We start from the raw sequence: 20,044 nt of genomic DNA, 5'->3' as shown, positions 1-20,044 counted from the left end.
CGTCCCTAGACTGAAGCCATGGACTCACTTCTCTACGACCTGCCGGCCATCACCATCCGCAGTATCTCCGTCAGCGCAATGGACAACAATGTGTACCTGCTGACCGCCAAGGAAAGCGGCGCGCAGCTGCTCATTGACGCCGCTGACGACCTTCCGGCCATCCGGCAGTTGCTCGCGGACGGCGCCGCGGACACAGCCGCGGCTCCGCGGCTGGCCCTGATCGCCACCACGCACCAGCACTGGGACCACGTGCGGGCGCTGAAGGAACTGGTGGACGCCACCGGGGCCAGGACAGCGGCGGGAGCGGACGACGCCGATGCGTTGCCGGTTCCGGTGGACGTCCGGCTAAGCCACGGGGACGTGGGGAATTTCGACGGCTTCGACGTCACCGCCGTGCACCTGCGCGGCCACACGCCGGGCTCGATCGCCTTTGTGTACCAGGACCCGGAAGGACCGGCGCACATCTTCTCAGGCGACTCGCTGTTCCCCGGCGGGGTGGGCAACACGGAGAAGGACCCGGAACGGTTCGCCCAGCTCCTGTCCGACGTCACGGAGCGGTTGTTCGACGCCTACCCGGACTCCGCCGTCGTGCACCCCGGCCACGGCAAGCCGACCACGCTCGGTGCAGAACGTCCGCACCTGGACGAATGGCGCGTCCGAGGCTGGTAAAACCAGGCGGCTATTTGGGTTAAAACACAGCGGTGGTTGAGCCTGTCGAAACCGACAAGCTCAACCACCGCTGTGGTTAAGGCGCGTTTCTAGCGTCCGCGGCGCTCGTTCGACGCCGGAGCCGACGCGCGGCGGGGGCCGCTGCGGGCGGGACGGCCCGAGCCGCCGTTGCCACCGCTGCCGGAGCCGTAGGATCCGCCTGAGGTTCCGCCGGTGTTGGAGGACCAGACGGCCTTGCTGCCGCCGGTGCCTGAAGAACGCTGGCCGGAGGCACCTGCCGCTGCACGCTGGCCGGTTGCCGGGCGCCCGCTGCGCTGGCCCCCGCCGGACGCGGGGCGTCCGCCTGAGGCCGGGCGGCCGGAGCCGCCGCGCGGGGCATCACTGCGGGTGATCCGGGAATCCCCGCGGCCCTCCGCTGCACGGCCGTCGGAACCGCGGCCGGCCGATGAGCGGCCACCTGCTGCGGGAACGTCGTTGCGGTGGGTTGAGGCGGTGCCGCGGCCGCGGGCATTGCGGCGGGCAGCCGCAGCTGCCACAGCGCGGTCCTCGTTCTGCTCCGCGTTCCGGTCGAAGGCGGCGCGGGCTTCGGTCCGGCCTTCGAAGGCTGCTGCGCGGCGCTCAGCACGGGGGGCGTCACTGCGGGCGGGCTCGGCCGAAACCTTGCCGCGTCCGCCGCGGCCACCACGGCCACCGGCGCTCGGCGCAGCCTGGCGGCGTGCACGCTTGCGCTCGGCGTTGGCACCGGTGGAGGTGCCGGCACCCTGCTTGGGGGCCTTGGCCGCCAGCAGTGCGGCGCGGGTGCGGGGATCGACCTTTTCGGCAATGTCGCCCACGAGTTCCGCCACGATCGGCGAGCTGGCGGTGACGCGTTCAAAGCTGACGTCAACGCCGGCGGCCTTCATGAGCTTCTTCACGTCGGACTGCTGCTCCGGCAGGGTCAGCGTGACCACAGTGCCGTCGGAGCCGGCGCGCGCGGTGCGGCCGGAACGGTGCAGGTACGCCTTGTGCTCGGTGGGCGGATCCACGTGGATCACCAGCTCGACGTCATCGACGTGCACACCGCGGGCGGCGACGTCGGTGGCCACCAGGACGCGGACGTCGCCGTTGGAGAACTCGGCGAGGTTGCGGTCACGGGCATTCTGCGACAGGTTGCCGTGCAGGTCCACGGCGGGGATCCCGGCGTCGGTAAGGGTCTTGGCCAGCTTGCGGGCGTGGTGCTTGGTCCGCATGAACAGGACGCGGCGGCCGGCACCCGAAGCGAGCTCAACGATCAGCTGCTTCTTGACGGTCTGGTCGTTGACCACCAGCACGTGGTGCTCCATGGTGGTCACCGCGGCCTGCGGGTCGTCCACCGAGTGGGTGAGCGGGTTGGACAGGTAGCGCTGGACGATCTTGTCCACGCCGTTGTCCAGGGTGGCGGAGAAGAGCAGGCGCTGACCCTGGCTGGGGGTCATGTCCATGAGCTTCTTGACCACGGGCAGGAAGCCGAGGTCGGCCATGTGGTCGGCCTCGTCCAGGACCGTGATCTCCACGCCTTCGAGGGTGAGGATGCGCTGGCGGATCAGGTCCTCCAGGCGGCCGGGGCAGGCGATGACGATGTCGACACCGGCGCGCAGCGCCTTCTCCTGCCGGGCCTGGGAGATGCCGCCGTAGATCACGGTGGTGTTCAAACCGGCGGCCTTGGCCAGCGGCTCGATGGTGGCGTTGATCTGGGTCGCCAGTTCACGGGTAGGTGCCAGGACCAGGCCCATGGGGCGCCCGGGCTTGCGGAAGTACTTGGCTTCCCGCTCAGCGAGTCTTGCTACAAGCGGGATAGCGAAAGCAATGGTTTTACCGGATCCGGTCCGGCCACGGCCAAGGACGTCACGGCCGGACAAGGTGTCCGGGAGGGTCTTCACCTGGATGGGGAACGGTTCAACGATTCCCTGCGCGGTGAGGGTGTCTGCAAGGGCCTTGGGAGTACCGAGGGCAGCAAAAGTAGTCATGTAGTTTTTTACGGTCTTTCTGGCGGTATCCGGGCGGATATCGGCCCCCGGTGCCGGTTGGCCCAGGGGTTTCGCCGAAGAAAAGTCAGGTGATCAACCGGGCGCTGCACATAGGGACAGCCGGCCGGGACCAAATGGAACGCGTTCATCGACGCAGGATGTGCCTCTCACATGAAGAAAGCCCACTCCCTGGAAGGAACTCCAGATCCGGAGCAGGCGGCATCACTGCACATCAAGTTCCTCCAGTCTAGCATCCCGAGGCCGGGCGGCCGTCCGCGGCGTTGCCAACGGGGTCATGGCGGGGCAGTGTTGGAGCATGAGTGAACACCCGGGGCAGGGCCAAGACACGCACCAGGAGGAAGCGCACCGGCAGCACGCGCACGACGCCGGCGGGTCGCCGGAAGCGGGCAGCGGCGTCGACCCCGGGGCGGTCTGGGACGAGCGGTACCGGAGCAAAGCCCGGCTCTGGAGCGGAAAGCCGAACCCCCAACTGGTCCATGAGGCCGGCGGCCTGCGCCCCGGCAAGGCACTGGAACTCGGGTGCGGCGAGGGCGCCGACGCCATCTGGCTTGCCCGGCAAGGCTGGTCCGTCACCGCCGTCGATGTTTCCGCCGTGGCGCTGGAACGGGCCCACTCGCACGAACTGGCCGAGCTGGCACGCGAAAGCGTGAACACATCCAGCGGGGACATCCGCAGCCGGATCACGTGGCAGCAAGCGGACCTCACGACGTGGCAGCCCGAGGGTTCCTACGACCTCGTGACCTCACAGTTCCTGCACTCGCAGGAACTCGACTGGCGGGTCCCGCTGCGGGCAGCCGCCGCTGCCGTCAAGCCCGGCGGGACCCTGCTGGTGGTGGGCCACCACCCGGACCGGCTGCCGCCATGGGGCAACGACCACCACCAGCACCTGGACATGTTCTACACCGGAGACCAGCTGGTCCGTGAACTGGACTTGGACGGCCCCGGCTGGCAGCTGGAAGTCCTCACCAGCCGGGCGCGCCCTGTCACCGGGCCGGACGGGCAGGAGGCGACCATTGCCGACGTCGTCCTGCGCGCCACCCGCCTTCCCTAGCCCGCCGGACCCTGCCTGCCGGTGACCCGCGGCGCCACCAGCACCGCGGCCAGCCCGAGGGCCGCGGTGAAGGCGAAGACGCCGGCAAAGGACTGGACCACCGTGGTAAATGCCGCGAAGACTATCCCGGTGGCGGCGAGTGAAAGAGCCCCGCCCAGCGAGTCGGCGATTGACATGGCGGAGCTGTTGAAGCCCTCGTTGTCCTTGCTGGACAGTGCCAGTGTCATCACGCTCAGCCGGGGGTAGAGCAGGCCCATCCCGCCGCCGGCCAGCACCCACCCGGCGATGGCGACGGCGGCCGGCCAGTGCAGTCCCGCCGTGGCCAGGGCCAGGAGGATGGCAGCGAGCACCATCGACGAGCCCACCCGCACAGCCCTCCGGTGCTCCAGCCGCGGGCCCATGCGGCCCTGGACCGCCGCGGCACCGGCCCACGCCAGCGCTCCGCCGGTGAGGGTGACGCCCGCCAAGGTGGGCGGGAAGCCGAACTGGTCGATCAGCAGGTAGGGAAGGTAGACCTCCGCCCCGAAGAAGGCCGCCGAAGCGAGTCCGCGGGACAGGATCACGCTGGGCAGTCCCCGCCGTGCCCTAAGGGTCCCGGCGGGCACCAGTGGCCGGACCGCTGCCAGGGCAAGGACGACGGCGGCAACGGCCAGGAGTGCCTTGGCGGGCGGGAAGGCGGGGATGCTGAGGCCGGCGGAGAGGTTGAGCCCCAGGACGGCAAGGGCGGCCAGCGCCGCCCAGCCGAGCCGGGCCGGAGCCCACGGCGGGAGGTTTCCTTCCGCTCCGCCGGCTGGTTCCGGCGGGTCCAGTCCGCGCAGGACCGGCACGATCATCGCGAGCGCCGGAATGACCAGCCCCACCACGCCCAGGAACACCCAGTGCCAGCTGAAGACCTGCGCCACCACACCGGCCGCGACGGGCCCCACGAGTGAGGGCACCACCCAGGCGGCCGAAAACGCCGCGAAAATCCGGGGATGCAGGGTGCCCGGGTAGAACCGCGCCACCAGGACGTAGAGGGCCACGGTGAGGGCGCCCCCGCCGAAGCCCTGGACCAGGCGGCCCGAGACCAGCATGGGCATGGAAACCGAGGTGCCCGCGACCAGCAGGCCGGCCACGAACAGCGCTACGGAGGCATACAGCGGCAGGGCGGGCCCGCGCCTGTCGGACCAGTTGCCGGCGCCCACCATGCCGATGACACCGGTGGCCAGGGGCCCTGCGAAGGCCAGCGCATAGAGGTTTCCGCCGTTCAGTTCCCTGCTGACCAGCGGCATGATGGTGGTTACGGCGAGGGATTCGAAGGCGGCCAGGAACACCAGGGCGCAGGTGCCCACTGTCACCCAGAAATACGGTGGCCGGAAGATTCCGGTGGCATGGTGGACGGCCGGAAGCGTGGGGTCCTGCATTACGTTTCCTCGCCCACATACCGGTTCCGGCCGGAGCGGTAGCCGAAGACGGCCGCGAGCAGGCCCACCACCGTGAACAGGACGCCGGCGGGAACGAAGGACCCGGTGGCCTGGTGGAGTTGACCCACCAGGAGCGTTCCGGTGGAACCCACCCCGTAGCCAACGCCCTGCATCATGCCCGAGAGGTGCGCGGCGGTGTGCCCGTCCCGGGTCCGGAGCATGATCAGGGTCAGCGCACAGGCGGTCAGGCTTCCCTGGCCCAGGCCCAGCAGCCCCGCCCAGACCCAGACCAGATCCAGCGGGCCCACAATGCTCAGCACGAACCCGCTCCCGGTCATCAACGCCACCACGGTATTGATGGCCCGCTGGTCGCGGAACCGCGCGGCCAGGGCAGGGGCGAACAGGGACCCCAGCATCTGCAGCACGATGCACACGGCAACGATCAACCCAGCCGTGGCCCCGTCAACGCCTCTTTCCCGGAGGATGGGCGCCAGCCACGCAAAACCGCTGAAGGACATCATGGCCTGCAGCACCATGAAGATGGTCACCTGCCACGCCACCGGCGACCGCCACACGTTCACCCCGTCCCTGACCACCTGGTGCCGGACCGTCCCCTGCCGCACGGCAACGGGCAGGAACAGCAGGAGCACGACGGCGGCCGGCACCGCCCAGACCCACAGCGCCCTGGTCCACTCCCCCGTCGCCGTGTACACCGGGTAGGTGAACCCGGCCCCGAGCGCCGCGGACGCGCAGATGGCGGTGGTGTACAGGCCGCCCATGAGGCCCAGGCGGTGCGGGAAGTCCCGCTTCACCAGGCCCGGCAGGAGCACGTTGCACAACGCGATCGCCGCACCGCACGCCGCAGTGCCGGCCAGGAGCGCAGGCAAATGCCCGGCCCCACCCATCCCAGCCCCGGCATCCACAGGCCGCAACAACAAGCCCGCCGTCAGCAAGGCCATGGCCCCCAACAGCACCCGCTCAGCACCAAACCGGCGCGCCAAAACCGGGGCCACCGGGGCAAAGAGACCCAGCAACGTCACCGGAACCGTGGTTAACACCACCACGGACCAGCCAGGCAGCCCCGCCTGCGCGGTCACCTCGGGAAGGACGGCGGAGAGGCTGGAAAAGACGCTGCGGAGGTTCAGGCCGATCAGGACCAGGCATACACCCAGATAGGCAAGGGCACGGCGGCCGCCCACCCGGGTGGGCCCCGGCGCGGGAAGTTCGTCAACCTCCGCGTCCACCAAAGTACCCGGATCCACCAGGCTGCTGCCCGTCCTGGGACGTCTTTGGCTTTCTTCGGAGACAGCCCCTCGCCGTTGCTTCCTTGCGTCGGCATTCGTTGCGTCCGTCATCCGCCCATTCTTGCAGGAGCGCGCTGCGCCGGGAGTTATCCACCTGCGGGGGCACCGCTGAGGCGGTTGCCGTCGAAGGCCGCCGGGCTGCCCGAAGGATGCCCTGACCGCCGTTCTCTTCGCGGCGCTATTCTGGAAGGGATGAGCGAATCCCCTGAAAACCCCCAGCAGCCGCATGTCCCCAGGCCCGTCACGCCCGGAACCCAAGCCTCCTTCGGTACCTACGGCGGCCGGCCGGTGAGTTTCGTGCGCCGCGGCACCCGGTTGCAGGGCCGCCGCCAGGCCGCCTGGGCCGAGCATGCGGAGCGGTGGGCCGTGGACGTTCCCCGGCACGTGGCCAACACCTCGGTCCACCCCGACTACACCTTCGACGCAGCGGCCGAGTTTGGCCGCGAGGCCCCGCTGGTCGTCGAGATCGGGTCCGGACTGGGCGATGCCATCTGCCACGCGGCAGAACAGAACCCGGACACGAACTTCCTGGCCGTCGAGGTCTACACGCCCGGGCTCGCCAACACCATCATCAAGATCAACAGCCGCGGCCTGACCAACGTCCGCGTGGTGGAGGCCAACGCCCCGGAGGTTTTGGCCACCATGCTTCCCGCAGGCTCCGTCAGCGAACTGTGGGTGTTCTTCCCGGACCCGTGGCACAAGTCGCGGCACCACAAGCGCCGCCTCATCCAGCCAGAGTTCGCCGCCCTGGCGGCAAAGGCGTTGAAACCAGGCGGCCTGTTCCGGATCGCCACCGACTGGTCCAATTACGCCATCCACGTCCGGGACGTCATGGCGGGCTCGGCGGACTTCGAAAACCTGCACACCGGCGAGCGCCGCGGACCTGAAAGCCCGCTCACCCAGGTGTGGCAGTCCGGCGTCGAATCACTGGTGGGCGGTGCACCGGTCAGGGAAGGACGGGCGCCCGTAAGCACCGGGCACACCGGCCCCAATGAAGGCGTGGACGAAACCGGCGGCTGGGCGCCACGGTTCGAAGGCAGGATCCGGACCAGCTTCGAGGCGAAGGCCCACGAGGCCGGCCGGCTGATCTTCGATCTTTGCTACCGCCGCCGCTGACACGCCGAACGGCAAGGCCCTCCCGGCTGCTGCGGCGCGGGCGCGTTATCCCACGTTGATGGCGGCCACGATCTCCTTGAGCATGTCCAGCCGGGGCTCCGCCTCAGCGCTCAGGTACGGCCAGATGACCACCACGCCGATGAACCGGCCGCCCTCCCACACGCCTACCGTGGCTGCCACCTTGGCCGCCCCTTCGGCGTCGTCATAACCCACCACCACGCCATACGCGGACTTGCCGGGGAGGTTCAGCTCGCCCTCGGCCAGCAGGGTGCCGCCGCGCTCCTCACGGTAGAAGTCGGACATCAGGTGGGCCCAGCCGTTGGCCTGCGGCGCATCCTGGACGGAGGTGTCGTCCTTGATCACGGTGACCAGGACGCCGCCCAGCAGGCCGTACTGCTCGCTGTTGGGCCCGGCGGTGGAGTCGTCCAGGACCTGGGTGTGCTCGGGGAAGTCTGCGGTGAAGCCCAGCGGGGATTCGATGTGCACTGACATGGTTTCAGAGCCTCTCGAGCTTGGTGTCGTTGGGGACTTTATAGTACGTGGAGACGTTGGTGGTGGCCTGGTTCTCGGTCTTCACTTCCACCTCGCCGAGCTTCACGTCGAACCCCGCCTCGTTGGTGGCGGTGACCACGGAGTTCACCTGGACGGTGGCGGAGCCGGCCTCGTACAACCTGGCGGCGTCCCGGGCAGCACCGGCCTCATTGCCGAGGGCAACGTTGCGAAGGTAGCTGTCGATGACGGGCCGGTTTTCCGGGGAGTAATCCACGTTGATCTTGACCGTTCCCTGGGTACCCGCGGTCACGGTCGAGTCGAACTTGGCGGCCTTCCCGTCCACGCCTTCGGTGACGCCCTGGGCCACGGTCCCGTCCATGGAGACGGACACCGAATCGATGTTGTTGCCCTTGTCCATATTGACCTGCAGGCCGCCCTTGCCGGAGGCCTCGAAGACACGGCCGTCCAGGTTGAGCTTGCCCTGTGCCGAGACCTCGCCGCTGGCCGTTGACGTTCCGTCCGTCAGGTTGCGCTCGTACGCGAGGTCGAGCTTCGCCGAGCCGGACGCCGGGCCGGATTCGCCCGAGGCCTCCAGCGAGAACGTTCCCTTGGCCTTGTCCGTCTGGCCGGTGGAGCCGTTGTCGTGGGCGGCATCGTTGATGGTGTCCAGGATGTAGCCGGGCGGGTTTCCGGCCACGTCCTTGATATCGCCGATGCTGTCCGGCGGCAGGTCCTTGTACATTTGCTCACGGGCCGCCATGGCTTCCTCCACGCTGGCGAACGTGTACTCACGGGATACTTCCCCGGTCAGGGTGGCTCCTGCCGTGCCGGTGGTGTCGTTCACGCCCAGGCCCATGTTTCCGTACACCTTCATGGTGGCGGAACCGTCGGCGTTCTCCACCACTTCGGTGCCCACTTCGGCGCCGCCGTGGACCCAGGCCACCCGGGCCTCGATGGAGGCCTTGCCCGTCTCCGAGTAGATCGGGATATCCGCCTTGGCAAGCTCCTGGAGGTGCTGCTTGGCCAACTGCTGGGCTGCGGCCGGGATGCCGCCGTCCATGCGCATCAGGTCCTCGGCGAAGGGCCCGTCGCTGCCTTCGCCTTCTATCAGGTATTTGCGGTCTGCCGCTGACAGGCTGTCCCACCACTTGGCCTGCTCTTCCGGGCTGGCGTTGACCATGCGCTCCAGCCCGGCTTCGAGTTCCTGGCGGTGCTCGGCTGCCGCCCTGGCCGCCTCGGCCTTCTCCTTCAGCCACTCCCGGGCCTGGGCGGCCAGCGAGGTCAGCCGGTCCCAGGTGCTGGTCCCGGAACCGCCGGAACCCGCGGTGGAGGCTTTTTCCTGCTCGTCGGCCTGCCGCATCAGGACCTTTGAGTTCTCCCGCAGGCTGGCCACCACCTTGTCCAGGCTGGGCCGGTGGCTTCCGCTCCACTCCTGGCGGAAGCGGTCACCGTCCCGTCCCTTCCACGGAGCGGACTGGATCTGGCTGTGCAGGGTGCCGGCCCGGCTGCTCAAAAGAGACGCCGCCTGGTCCGCTGCCTTGGCCAGAGCCCGCAACTGGCTGACGTCAGCGCCGTAAAAAGTCATGGTTTCCCCCGGAAAGTGTGCAGTGCGTGTGAATCGCTGGTCCTTATGGTTGCACAGGTGGCCGGGCCCGGCGATGGGGATCCCTCCCCATCCCCGTACTCGGGAGCAACGGCTGGGCCGTGCGGCGGCCGGCGGACGCTTGCGGGGCCGGCTGTTCCGGACCGGGCCGGCGTGGCACGATTGCCCTTGTAAGAAGGGCACGCACACCAGCGCACCACCGCGCTTGGCCAAAGGAACGACGATCAAAAAAGAATTGCAGCAGGCCGTTGACAAGGCCGAAGACGTCACGAATTCGCGTGTCCTGGAAATTCTTGCCCGGCTGGGTTTCGCGGTCAGCGGCATCCTGCACCTGCTGGTGGGGGCGATTGCCATCCGGCTCGCCGTGGGCGGTACCGGCAGCGCCGATTTCAGTGGGGCCGTGGCCGAGTTGGCCACCATGCCCGTTGGCCCCTTCCTGCTGTGGGGCAGCTTCGCCGCGTGCGCCGCCCTGTCGTTGTGGCAGACCAGCGATGCGATCTTCGACTTCAACCACCAGCCCACCAAGACCAAAGCGAAGAACAAGGCCAAAGCCGTCCTGCAGGCCATCGTCTACGCCGTGCTGGCCCTGACGTTGTGGCACTTCGTCACCGGCACCGGCTCCGGCGGCGACAACCGCAAGGCCACCAGCGACTTCACCGTTTCCATGATGGTGGCGCCCGGCGGTGTGGCGTTGCTGGTGCTGATCGGCGTGGCGGTGGCGGTCACGGGCGTGGTGTACGGCATCAGGGGACCCAAGAAGTCCTTCCAGAAACAGCTGCGGATGCCCGCTCCCGGCCCGGCCAGGACGGCGGTCACCGCGTTGGGTGTGACCGGCTACCTGGCGAAGGGAACGGTGCTGCTGCTCGCCGGCCTGCTGATCGTCGTGGCCACCGTGAAACAGCACCCGGAGGACTCCACGGGCCTCGATGGTGGCCTGCGCGCCCTCCGCGACCAGCCTCTGGGTCCGTACCTCCTCGCCGCGGTGGGGGCGGGCCTGATTTGCTACGGCGCGTACATGGTAATGCGCGCCCGGATGGCAAAAATGAGCAAGTAAACGGCGGTGCGGGTGGCTAGGGTTGGGGCATGCCCCAGGTACGAGCCGAACGTTTCATCCGCATCGACCCGGATACTGCCTTTGCCTTCTCCCAAACCACCGGGACCTTCCGGCTGAAGTGGGATCCCTTCATTTCCGCGCAGGGGTTCCTGGACGGCGCCCGGGCTCCCGGAAAAGGCGTCCGGACCCGCACAAGGTCGCGGCTGGGCCTGTCCATGGTCAGCCAGTATGTCTCGTTCGCGCCGCCGCGCAGCGTCGGGATGACCATGGTGTCCGGTCCGTGGTTCTTCGATAATTTCGGCGGCGGCTGGCGCTTCACCGCGGACGACGGCGGCACACGGGCGGTCTGGAAGTACACCTTTTCCTGCCGGCCGGCCGTCCTCCGGGCAGCAATGGAGCGGATCGGCAGCCGGCTGCTCGGGTACGAGATCGAACGGCGGATCGAGGCTTTCGCCCGCGCCTGCGAGGACGAGGCGCTGGTGGCAGAGTTCCGGGCGATGAACGCCGGGCAGGGTGGGCCTACGGAACCGTAATCACCGCCACCGCGTGCTGGGCGCCGTCGCGCAGTTCCACGCTGGAGATGCTGGCCAGCTGGATGGGCGTTGCCCCGGTGACCTTGACCTTCCCCGTGGGGGTGGCCGACCAGGCGCAGGCACGGTCCTCGCCCCCGGCGCGGTCGCGGACCCACAGCGAAAGCGTCCCGTCCGCGGGCAAGCTGCTGCCGCTCACGGCGAGCTCGGTCCCCCAGGCTTTGCGCGCCATGTCGATGTGGACCTGCAGCCCGTCCCCGGAAGCCACGGAGTAAGTGGCATCCGGCTGCGGCGGCCTGACCAGCAAGGGCCCCACCGCAAGGCCCACTGCCAGGCACGCGGCCGCAACGGCGCCCGCCAAAGCCACCCACCGCCGTCGTACATTCCGACGCCGGCGGGACAGTTCCTCGAAAAGGCGGGCGGGAACGTTGCTTCCGGCATCCTCGCGCCCACCGGGTACCGCGGTGAGCGCCAGGGCGTCAGGGACGGGAAGGGCGTCCAGGAGCACAGGCACCTTTTCCAGCGATGCCAGCTCCTTGCGGCAGGCAGCGCAGTCCTGGAGGTGGCTTTCGAAGACGGCGACATCCTGGGGATCGAGCCCGCCCAGGACGTAGGCGCCGAGCAGGTGGTGCGGGTTGGCGCTCACCGTTCCACCCCCATCTCGTCCAGGATGGTGCGCAGGGCCCGGAGCCCGTAGTACGCGCGGGACTTGACCGTGCCGCTGGGGATATTGAGCTGGGCGGCCGCCTCGTTGACCGTGAACCGGCGGTAGTGCAGGGCCACCAGGACCTCACGGTGTTCCTTGCTCAGCCTCAACAGCGCTTCCTCCATCAACACTCTGTTAAGCATGTCGTCGACGCGTCCCACCACCTCGACGGGATCTGCGAGGCCGCTTCCGAGGGCCTCAGCCGGCCGGCGTTGGCTCCGGCGATAGTTGTCGATCATGACGTTCCTGGCTGTGCGGTACAGGTAGCTGCGGAAGCTGCCGTTGATGTCCGGGGCGTGCTGCCAGACGCGGAGCACAGTTTCCTGGACCACGTCCTCCGCCAGCTGCGGATCCCGGATTGCGCTGAGCACGAAGCGGCGCAGGGCGCTGCCGTGTTCGCGGTAGATTGCCTCCACCACGCCGTCATCGAGCGGCATCCCACCCTCCCGTCACCTGGCTTGTCGCCGAAACCCTGCGCTTCCGGCTGTTACGACGCCCGCGGGGCGGAAAAGGTTCAATCGCGCGCAGCGTGTGAACCATTCTTCACCCGAAGGCGTCGTAGGGGTTAGCGTCCGGTGATCCGACGCCGGGCCCTACCAAGGAAAGAACCAGCCAAGGGAGCACACCATGAAGCACCATCTCGGGCCGGGCCTCGCCATCCTGGCCCTCGCCGCAGCCCTCAGCGGCTGCGGCAGCAGCTCCGGCACCGCGCCGGCTGCCACCAGCCCGGCAACAGGCACCGCGGCTTCCGCGTCCTCCGCCTCCTCGCCTTCGTCCTCCGCATCATCCTCGCCGGCCGGGGCCGCCGTCGAGCTTAAGACGGCGTCCTCCTCAGCCGCGGGCAGCATTGTGGTGGACGGAAAGGGAATGAGCCTCTACCTCTTCACGAAGGACACCAAGGATTCCGGCACCAGCGCGTGCACCAGCTCCTGCGCCGTCCAGTGGCCGCCGCTGACCACCACATCCGGGACGCCCACCGCGGAGGGGGTCACCGGCAAGCTGGGGACCATCACGGGCGCGGACGGAAAGAAGCAGGTGACCTTGAACGGCATGCCCCTGTACTACTTCGCCAAGGACACCAAACCCGGAGACACCCTCGGCCAGGGCGTCGGCGGCGTGTGGTTCCTGTCCGATCCGTCAGGTGCCATGGCCAAGGCGGCGGGGCAGGCCTACTGATTGGCCTTCGACGGCAGTCCGGCTTACTTCAGGGGAGCGTCTGTGGCTTTGCCGGGAAGCGGGACCCCGGTGGGGACGGGGACGGGGAGTTTCGGTGTCTGCTCCAGGCCCTTCCTGACGTCCCCGGGGACCTCCGTGGGCAGTGACGGCTCCGCCGGCACCCCGGCCGGCTTCGGGGCCGGGGACGCGGACGATCCGTGGCTGGGGGTGCTGCCCGGCCGCGAGGCAGCCGACGACGACGCCCCGCCGGCGGGTGCCGGAGCGGTTGCAGGTGCCGCTGGAACGGCCTCCGGGCTGGCGGCCGCGGGCCGGGTCGGCGCGGGGCCAGGCACCGGCACTTCCCCGCCCTTGGTGCCAGCGGGTGCGGCGGTGGAACCGGTCACGAAGGAGGTGACTGCCTGGTTCAGCTGGCTGAACGAATCACGGAATCCCTGGTCGGAGGCGGCGGCGACCGCGCCGCCGGCCGCGAGGGACGCGGCAACGGAGAGCGTGGTGAGCGTAATACGGCGCTTGGCCCTGCGGCGGGCGGCCAGTTCATCTGCCGGTTTGGCCGCAGGAAGCGCCGCCGTTGCCGGGGCCACGGCGTGAAGCACGGTGGTGGCCGGGGCGGCGGTTGCCGCGCCGGCCATCAGGGCGGCGATTCCGGCTGAAGGCTCCGGGGTCCCGGCTGCCAGCGAACGCAGGTCGAGCAGGGCGTCACGGAGCTGGCCGTCGTCGTCGAGGCCTGCCTCCAGCAGGAGTTCGTCAACCACCCCGTCGTTGCGGGGTCCTGCGGTGTCACTCATGATTCGCCTGGTTTCTCTTGAGCGTTTGGGCCTTAAGGTTCTGCAGGGCGCGGCGCTGGAGCTGCTTGATGGCTCCGGCGCTCTTGCCCATGATGGCGGCCACCTGTTCGATGGACAGGTCAGCCACGACGCGAAGGGCCAGGACCTCCTGGTGTTCTTCGCTGAGTCCTTCCAGCATGGCGGCGGCTCCGCCGGTCAGTTCAACGGCGTGGTCCTCCGCGGACGGGGTTGTCCGGCCGTCGTGCTGGGGGTCGTACGGTGTCAGCTGGGGGCGCCGCTCCAGCCGGCGGTAGTGGTCCACCATGCGGGCGTGGGCAATGGAAAAGATCAGCGACTTGGCGCCCTGCAGCCCGCCGGTGAGGTTGCCGATCCTGGGATAGAACGCCATGAAGACGTCCTGGGTGACGGCTTCGGGGTCATCAAGTCCGCGTGCTTTGAGGTAGCCCTGCACCGGCCCCGCAAAGGTTCTGTAGGCAGCAGCGAACAACGCGGCCGGATCCGTTCCGGCTGCGTTGTCGAATATGTCGGCCTCTTCTTGGGCCAAAGTGTCTAGCACCAGCGGCTCCTCCATCCCGGGATCCGGTTCGCGGCTTTCCCGGTTTGCGGTCTGGACTGCCAGTTTCCGTGGTCTTCCGGCTGCCTTGTTGCGGGTGGTTCAGGGGTGCTGTCCCAAGCATGCGCACCCCGCCCGGGTGCCCGGACTGCGGCCGCAGCCGCAGTCCAGACTAGCCAACTGCCTTAGCGGACCGAAACTGAAGGGGCGTGGGCGGTGTTGCCACCCACTGCCGGAACGGCCGGAACGGCGGGCACGGTGGTGTTGCCTTCGGCGCCCGGAACAGCAGGGACAGCGGGCACGGCGGGCACGGACGGAACCGCGGGCTTTTCAGCCTCAACCGAGGCCGAACCCTTGGCTGCGGCAGCAGCCTTGGCGGCAACGTCGGCCTTGGCCACGACGTCAGCGCAGTAGCTCTTGATGTTCGCGTCACCCTTGGCGGCGATGGACAGCGAGGAGAACGCCGTCGAGGACGCGTTCAGTCCGCCATTGGCGAAGGCGGTGCAGAGGCCCAGGGCAGCCGGACCGGCAGCGTCTACAGCGGTCTTGGCGTCGGCGGAGGCGGTGGTGGTGGCGGAGACCTTTTCGTCTCCGGCCGCAGCGGTGCCGGTGGCCTTGGCACCGGCGTCCGCGGAAGCGTCAGCGGTCTTCAGGGCGTCGGAAACGGCGGCGGTGGCGGCGGGCGCCGGGGTGGCCTGGCCGTTGGCCGCGGCGTCGGCGCCGAGCTTGGGGGCCGGTGCGCCGAAGACTTCATGGGCCGTCTGCTGGGCCTGGGCGGGCAGGACGCCCGAGATGGCGGCGGCGCCGGTTCCGCCAACGGCCAGGGTTCCTGCAGCCAGGACTCCGGCGGCGACTTTGCTGGTGGCGAGCACGGTGAACACAGACATTTAACTTCTCCAAACCTAGACAACACGTCCGATTGGGCCCGGCGGGCGGACCCATCAGTGACTACATCGCCGGGGACGTGGCGGAGGTTACGGGTGTCTGCTTTTTTATTTCCGGCCTCCCCGGGTGGCCGCGCCGGGAACGGAGCGGCCACCCGCGCTGCTAGGCCTCCACCAGGTCTGCGTCCTCGAATTCCACGGCGGCCACGATCTCCTGGGTCTCGGGATTGATCATGAAAGCCTCGTCCTCCTCTTCCACCATGAGGAAGTCGCCGTTGTCGGTGCTGAAGTGCCACGCCAGGGTCTTTTCGCCGTCGTGAATGTAGTTGGGGTCGCCCATGGTGATCTTCGTGAGCTCGACGCCGGCAATGTCGCACAGTTCGCGGATGACCACTTCGAAGTCCGGCGCGTCCTCGAGGGCTTCGGCATCGGCTTGGGCGCGGCGTTCCGGCAGGTCCGGGATGTGCGCAACCAGGCCCTGGATGTATGGCCCCACCTCCTCGTCGTCGAGCACCACGAGGTCTGCCTGGCGGCGGAGCCAGCCGGCGTTGAGCGCCGTGATGTTCTCCTGCTCCAGCAGCTCCTCGAATTCGCCGTCCAGCTCCTCCATCCGGAGGACGGCGTCGGGGACATCGCCGCTGTCATCGACGCTGCCGTCGAGGTAGAGCTCCGTTTCCTCCCCGGACAGCGCGTCGTAGCATTCGACGGCGCGGTTGAACAGTTCCAGGTGCGCGGTGGCCCCCATGCCCGCCATGCCCTCGCGGATGAGCGTGTCCATGGCGGTGCGGTCGAGCGCCAGGAAGGCGTATTGCGCGAAGCCGCCTTCCAGCGCCTGCGTCAGGTAGAAATCGACGTAGTAGCTGCGGACAGCCACCGGCGCCATTTCCTCGGTGCGGAGCAGGGCCGTATGCATGGCGTCGATGACGGTGACGTTGGCCTGGACCGCTTCCTCATCGCTCGCTTCAATGCTGCTGCTGGTCAGGACGACGGGCTGGGGCGTGGTGATCATGGAATTCCTCGCTGCTGGGGTGGTGGTGCTCCGGACGCTGTTCACGCTACGGGGGCCAGTTCACGGCAGCATTGAGGAGGAAGTGAACGTCAAGCGAAGTTTTCGAGGCGGCCCAAGAAAGAGCGCGGGACATGGGCCTGCTGCCGGGAGAACTAAGATGGATCAGATAACCACCCACCGGACCCGGCTCCGCCGTGGCCTGCCGAAAGTAGCGCGCACCATGCCATCCCAACCGGACGAAAGTGCGGCACTGGCAATACAGACACCCGCCATCAACGACCGTTCCCTCGCGGCCGGGCTGGCGTATGCCATGGCCAGCAGGGTTTCGGGCATGTCGTTCGACGCCGGTACCGGGCTCATGCTGGGCAAGGTCCGGGGCGGCGCGGAAGTTCCGTATTCCACTACCGCCAAGCTGGTCCGCAAGGCGGGCGGCTGGAGCTGCACCGTTGGCGTCTGCAGCTGCCCCGTGCGCAAGGACTGCAAGCATGTGGCTGCCTTGCTCTTCGCGGCGGAGGACAACCCGGCCATCCGGATGCAGCTGTTGGCCCCGTCCACGGCCACGCAGGTCTCCCGCGCCCCCTCCGCGGCCCTCTCGGACTGGGAGCAGGCCCTCAGCCCGCTGATTTCCCAGCCCGGCGCCGCGCCTTCGACCAGCGGTGTTCCCCTGGCACTGCAGTTCGAGGTTGAAGAGCCGCCGCCGCATTTCTCCTACACCGGCCGCCGCGACCCGGTGCGCGGCGTGCGCCAGCTCAAGGTCCGGCCCGTCATCATGGGGGCCAAGGGCAAGTGGATCCGCGGGGACGTTTCGTGGAACACGCTGAGCTACCTGAACTTCCGGCGCGAATCGAACCACGCGCACGTGGAATGGATGCAGGAGTTCCTGGCCGGGCACTCGCCGTCCGCCAGCCGGATGCACAATTCTTCCGGCCTGTGGCTGGGCCTGAACTCCTATGCCGGGAAGAACCTGTGGGGCCTGCTTTCCGATGCCCGCAAGATCGGGCTGGCCCTGGTCCACTCGCGCGGCGCTGAGCCGGTCCGGGTCGCGGAGGACCCCGCCGCCGTCGGGCTTTCCCTGAGCAGGTTCGGGGCGCCGGCGGATCCCGGCGGCTCCGGAAATCCGGTGTCCGACGCCGGGCTGGAGTTGTCGCCCACCATCACCGTGGCGGGGGAAGAGGTTGATCCGGCAGCGGTAGGCACCATCGGCCGGCCCGCGCACGGCCTTTTTTTCACCTCCGGTGAGGCCGCACTGCCGGGCGTCCCGGATCCGGACGGCGCCATAACGCTGGCGCCGCTGGAGAACGGGCTGAGCGAAGAGCTCCTGGCATTCGTCACGGCCGGCAGCACCCTCCACATTCCCGCCAAGGATGAATCGCGGTTCCTCACGGGTTTCTACCCGAAACTCAAGCAGGCTGCCCGGGTCACGGCGCGGGACGAGTCCGTGGAGCTCCCCGAGCTGGCCGTCCCCACCCTGTCCCTGCTGGCCAATTACGGGGCGGACCACCGGGTGCGGCTGCACTGGGAGTGGCACTACCGCACCGGAAAACTGGTCACGGCGCAGCCCCTGTGGCGGCACCCCGGCGATCAGGGTTACCGGGACGACACCGCCGAGTCCCGCATCCTGGAAGGAATCGGCCAACCCTGGGACACCGTGGCCGCCCTGGGCGAGTCCGCCACCGGCGGCTGGGGCACTCCGCGCCTGGCGGCGTCGGTGGAACTCAAGGGCCTGGATACGCTGGCGTTCACCGAAGAGGTGCTGCCCAGGCTGCGGGAAGCCCCGGACGTGGACGTGGAAACCGTGGGCGAGATCGCCGACTACCGCGAAGCGGAGGAGGCACCGGTGGTGTCGATCTCCACCAAGGCCACCGAACAGCGGGACTGGTTCGACCTCGGCATCCAGATCTCCCTGGAAGGCCAGCCCGTCTCCTTCGCAGCCGTGTTCTCCGCGCTCGCCTCCGGACAGACCAAGATGCTGCTGCCCAGCGGCGCCTACTTCTCGCTCGACCTGCCGGAACTGCACCAGCTGCGGGCACTGATCGAGGAGGCCCGTTCGCTGCAGGACAACAAGGATGCGCCGCTGCAGATCAGCCGCTTCCAGGCAGGGCTCTGGGACGAACTGGCGCAGCTGGGCATCGTGGACCAGCAGGCCGCCGCCTGGCGCTCGGCCGTGGGCGGGCTCCTGGAGGGCGGGGTGGACGGTTTGCCGCTGCCGGCGTCCCTGAACGCCGAGCTGCGCCCCTACCAGCTGGAAGGCTACAACTGGCTCAGCTTCCTGTACAAGCACGGGCTGGGAGGCGTCCTGGCCGACGATATGGGCTTGGGCAAGACCGTGCAGGCGCTGGCACTGATGTGCGCTGCCAAGGACCATGGGCTTGCGTCCGGGGAGCAGCCGTCCGGAGACCGGCACGACGGCGGAGCTGCCGCCGGCCCTGGAACCCAACCCGCCGGCGTCGCGCCCTTCCTGGTGGTGGCACCCACTAGCGTGGTGGGCAACTGGGCGCTCGAAGCCGCCCGCTTCGCGCCCGGCCTGACCGTGCGCACGGTGGGCGAGACGTTCGGGAAGAGCGGCCAGGACGTGGCCGAGGCCCTGGGCGGGGCCGACGTCGTCATCACCTCCTACGCCTTGTTCCGCATCGACTACGAGGCCTACGCCTCCCGGTCCTGGGCAGGGCTGGTCCTGGACGAGGCGCAGTTCGTGAAGAACCACCAGTCCAAGGCCTACCAGTGCGCCCGGAAGCTGCCGGCGGTCTTCAAGCTGGCCATCACCGGCACCCCGCTGGAGAACAACCTGATGGAGTTCTGGGCGTTGACGTCCATCGTGGCGCCCGGCCTGTTCTCCAGCCCCAAGCGCTTCGCGGAGTACTACCAGAAGCCGGTGGAAAAGAACGGCGACAAAGCGCAGCTGGAGAAGCTCCGGCGGCGGGTCCGGCCGCTGATGATGCGGCGCACCAAGGACCAGGTGATCAAGGACCTGCCGCCCAAGCAGGAACAGATCCTGGAAGTGGTGCTGAACCCGAGGCACCAGAAGGTCTACCAGACGCACCTGCAGCGCGAGCGGCAGAAGATCCTGGGGCTGATCGAGGACGTCAACAAGAACAGGTTCACCATCTTCCAGTCGCTGACGCTGCTGCGGCAGCTCAGCCTGGACGTCTCACTGGTGGATCCTGCCTTGTCCGCGGTGCGGTCCTCGAAGCTGGATGTCCTCTTCGAGCAGCTCGAGGACCTCGTGGCCGAGGGGCACCGGGCCCTGATCTTCAGCCAGTTCACCGGATTCCTGGGCAAGGTCCGGGAGCGGCTGGACGAGGAAGGGATCGAGTACTGCTACCTCGATGGCGGCACCCGGAACCGCGCCGACGTGGTCAGCGAATTCAAGAACGGCAGCGCGCCGGTGTTCCTGATTTCGCTCAAGGCCGGCGGATTCGGGCTCAACCTCACCGAGGCCGACTACGTCTTCCTCCTCGATCCCTGGTGGAACCCTGCCTCGGAGGCGCAGGCCGTGGACCGGACCCACCGGATCGGGCAGGCGCGGAACGTGATGGTGTACCGGCTGGTGGCCAAGGACACCATCGAGGAGAAGGTCATGGCGCTGAAGACCCGGAAGTCCCAGCTGTTCGCCGACGTCATGGAGGGCGATGCCCTGGCCGGCGGCGCCATCACGGCGGAGGACCTGGCGGGGTTGTTCAAGGAGTAGCACCCGGTTTTGACG

18 protein-coding genes are annotated in these 20,044 nt (G+C 68.6%); 7 read left to right on the top strand and 11 right to left on the bottom strand.

Annotated elements, in window-relative coordinates; genetic code table 11:
- Positions 1 to 18 precede the first annotated feature (18 nt).
- Entirely contained in the window at positions 19 to 669 is a 651-nt protein-coding gene (locus tag QRM96_RS16450; protein WP_018760808.1) for an MBL fold metallo-hydrolase, read from the top strand.
- An 89-nt stretch (positions 670 to 758) separates the two neighbouring features.
- Here the strand turns inward: QRM96_RS16450 and QRM96_RS16445 are convergent, their stop codons facing one another.
- Positions 759 to 2,654, bottom strand: coding sequence for a DEAD/DEAH box helicase (locus tag QRM96_RS16445; RefSeq protein ID WP_109045565.1), 1,896 nt, complete (start codon positions 2,652 to 2,654; stop codon positions 759 to 761).
- 316 nt (positions 2,655 to 2,970) lie between these two features.
- Between QRM96_RS16445 and QRM96_RS16440 the strand changes: the two genes are divergently transcribed.
- Entirely contained in the window at positions 2,971 to 3,726 is a 756-nt protein-coding gene (locus QRM96_RS16440; protein WP_285320276.1) for a class I SAM-dependent methyltransferase, read from the top strand.
- Here the strand turns inward: QRM96_RS16440 and QRM96_RS16435 are convergent.
- Both QRM96_RS16435 and QRM96_RS16430 read right to left on the bottom strand, forming a co-directional pair.
- Complete coding sequence (locus QRM96_RS16435; protein ID WP_285320275.1) at positions 3,723 to 5,129, bottom strand: MFS transporter; 1,407 nt, start codon at positions 5,127 to 5,129, stop codon at positions 3,723 to 3,725. The two genes, QRM96_RS16440 and QRM96_RS16435, sit on opposite strands and share 4 nt — an antisense overlap.
- Positions 5,129 to 6,484: an MFS transporter gene (locus QRM96_RS16430; protein WP_285320274.1), complete on the bottom strand. Its 1,356-nt coding sequence runs from the start codon at positions 6,482 to 6,484 to the stop codon at positions 5,129 to 5,131. The genes QRM96_RS16435 and QRM96_RS16430 overlap by 1 nt, the downstream gene beginning before the upstream one ends.
- Positions 6,485 to 6,625: 141 nt before the next feature.
- Here QRM96_RS16430 and trmB point away from each other — a divergent pair, with 141 nt between their 5' ends.
- A complete protein-coding gene (trmB, locus tag QRM96_RS16425) occupies positions 6,626 to 7,549 on the top strand; it encodes a tRNA (guanosine(46)-N7)-methyltransferase TrmB (protein WP_109045562.1) in 924 nt (307 codons plus the stop codon).
- 45 nt (positions 7,550 to 7,594) lie between these two features.
- Here trmB and QRM96_RS16420 read toward each other — a convergent pair whose 3' ends face one another.
- Complete coding sequence (locus QRM96_RS16420; RefSeq protein ID WP_109045561.1) at positions 7,595 to 8,041, bottom strand: hypothetical protein; 447 nt, start codon at positions 8,039 to 8,041, stop codon at positions 7,595 to 7,597.
- A 4-nt stretch (positions 8,042 to 8,045) separates the two neighbouring features.
- Positions 8,046 to 9,626, bottom strand: a complete 1,581-nt coding sequence (locus QRM96_RS16415) for a fimbrial protein (protein ID WP_109045560.1) — start codon at positions 9,624 to 9,626, stop codon at positions 8,046 to 8,048.
- Between the two features lie 253 nt (positions 9,627 to 9,879).
- Here QRM96_RS16415 and QRM96_RS16410 point away from each other — a divergent pair, with 253 nt between their 5' ends.
- Together QRM96_RS16410 and QRM96_RS16405 are read left to right on the top strand one after the other, a co-directional pair.
- Positions 9,880 to 10,698 carry a DUF1206 domain-containing protein gene (locus QRM96_RS16410; protein WP_018760800.1) on the top strand — a complete coding sequence of 273 codons (819 nt, stop codon included), beginning with the start codon at positions 9,880 to 9,882 and terminating at the stop codon, positions 10,696 to 10,698.
- A gap of 29 nt (positions 10,699 to 10,727) precedes the next feature.
- Positions 10,728 to 11,231: an SRPBCC family protein gene (locus QRM96_RS16405; protein ID WP_018760799.1), complete on the top strand. Its 504-nt coding sequence runs from the start codon at positions 10,728 to 10,730 to the stop codon at positions 11,229 to 11,231.
- Here QRM96_RS16405 and QRM96_RS16400 read toward each other — a convergent pair.
- Both QRM96_RS16400 and QRM96_RS16395 read right to left on the bottom strand, forming a co-directional pair.
- Positions 11,218 to 11,874, bottom strand: a complete 657-nt coding sequence (locus QRM96_RS16400; RefSeq protein WP_018760798.1) for an anti-sigma factor family protein — start codon at positions 11,872 to 11,874, stop codon at positions 11,218 to 11,220. The genes QRM96_RS16405 and QRM96_RS16400 overlap by 14 nt on opposite strands.
- Positions 11,871 to 12,371, bottom strand: coding sequence for a sigma-70 family RNA polymerase sigma factor (locus tag QRM96_RS16395; protein ID WP_018760797.1), 501 nt, complete (start codon positions 12,369 to 12,371; stop codon positions 11,871 to 11,873). Before QRM96_RS16395 ends, QRM96_RS16400 begins: the two co-directional genes overlap by 4 nt.
- Positions 12,372 to 12,561: 190 nt before the next feature.
- Here QRM96_RS16395 and QRM96_RS16390 point away from each other — a divergent pair, with 190 nt between their 5' ends.
- Positions 12,562 to 13,110 carry a COG4315 family predicted lipoprotein gene (locus tag QRM96_RS16390; RefSeq protein WP_285320273.1) on the top strand — a complete coding sequence of 183 codons (549 nt, stop codon included), beginning with the start codon at positions 12,562 to 12,564 and terminating at the stop codon, positions 13,108 to 13,110.
- Positions 13,111 to 13,133: 23 nt separating this feature from the next.
- On the opposite strand, the gene QRM96_RS16385 is transcribed toward QRM96_RS16390, so the two are convergent.
- The 4 genes from QRM96_RS16385 to QRM96_RS16370 all read right to left on the bottom strand — a co-directional run bounded on the left by QRM96_RS16385 (position 13,134) and on the right by QRM96_RS16370 (position 16,341).
- Positions 13,134 to 13,895 carry a hypothetical protein gene (locus tag QRM96_RS16385; RefSeq protein ID WP_285320272.1) on the bottom strand — a complete coding sequence of 254 codons (762 nt, stop codon included), beginning with the start codon at positions 13,893 to 13,895 and terminating at the stop codon, positions 13,134 to 13,136.
- Positions 13,888 to 14,466 carry an RNA polymerase sigma factor gene (locus tag QRM96_RS16380; RefSeq protein ID WP_285320271.1) on the bottom strand — a complete coding sequence of 193 codons (579 nt, stop codon included), beginning with the start codon at positions 14,464 to 14,466 and terminating at the stop codon, positions 13,888 to 13,890. Before QRM96_RS16380 ends, QRM96_RS16385 begins: the two co-directional genes overlap by 8 nt.
- Positions 14,467 to 14,633: 167 nt before the next feature.
- The gene (locus QRM96_RS16375; RefSeq protein WP_285320270.1) at positions 14,634 to 15,335 is read right to left on the bottom strand and encodes a protein tyrosine phosphatase; all 702 of its coding nucleotides are present in this window, start codon (positions 15,333 to 15,335) and stop codon (positions 14,634 to 14,636) included.
- A gap of 160 nt (positions 15,336 to 15,495) precedes the next feature.
- Positions 15,496 to 16,341, bottom strand: a complete 846-nt coding sequence (locus QRM96_RS16370) for a DMP19 family protein (RefSeq protein ID WP_285320269.1) — start codon at positions 16,339 to 16,341, stop codon at positions 15,496 to 15,498.
- 220 nt (positions 16,342 to 16,561) lie between these two features.
- Here QRM96_RS16370 and QRM96_RS16365 point away from each other — a divergent pair, with 220 nt between their 5' ends.
- Positions 16,562 to 20,029 carry a DEAD/DEAH box helicase gene (locus QRM96_RS16365; protein ID WP_285320305.1) on the top strand — a complete coding sequence of 1,156 codons (3,468 nt, stop codon included), beginning with the start codon at positions 16,562 to 16,564 and terminating at the stop codon, positions 20,027 to 20,029.
- The last annotated feature ends 15 nt before the right edge of the window (positions 20,030 to 20,044 follow it).

Source organism: Pseudarthrobacter sp. lyk4-40-TYG-27 (genome assembly GCF_030209295.1).
Taxonomy (GTDB): Bacteria; Actinomycetota; Actinomycetes; order Actinomycetales; family Micrococcaceae; genus Arthrobacter.
The sequence above is the reverse complement of the archived record's forward strand: the minus strand, read 5'-3'. Positions and strand labels throughout refer to the sequence as shown.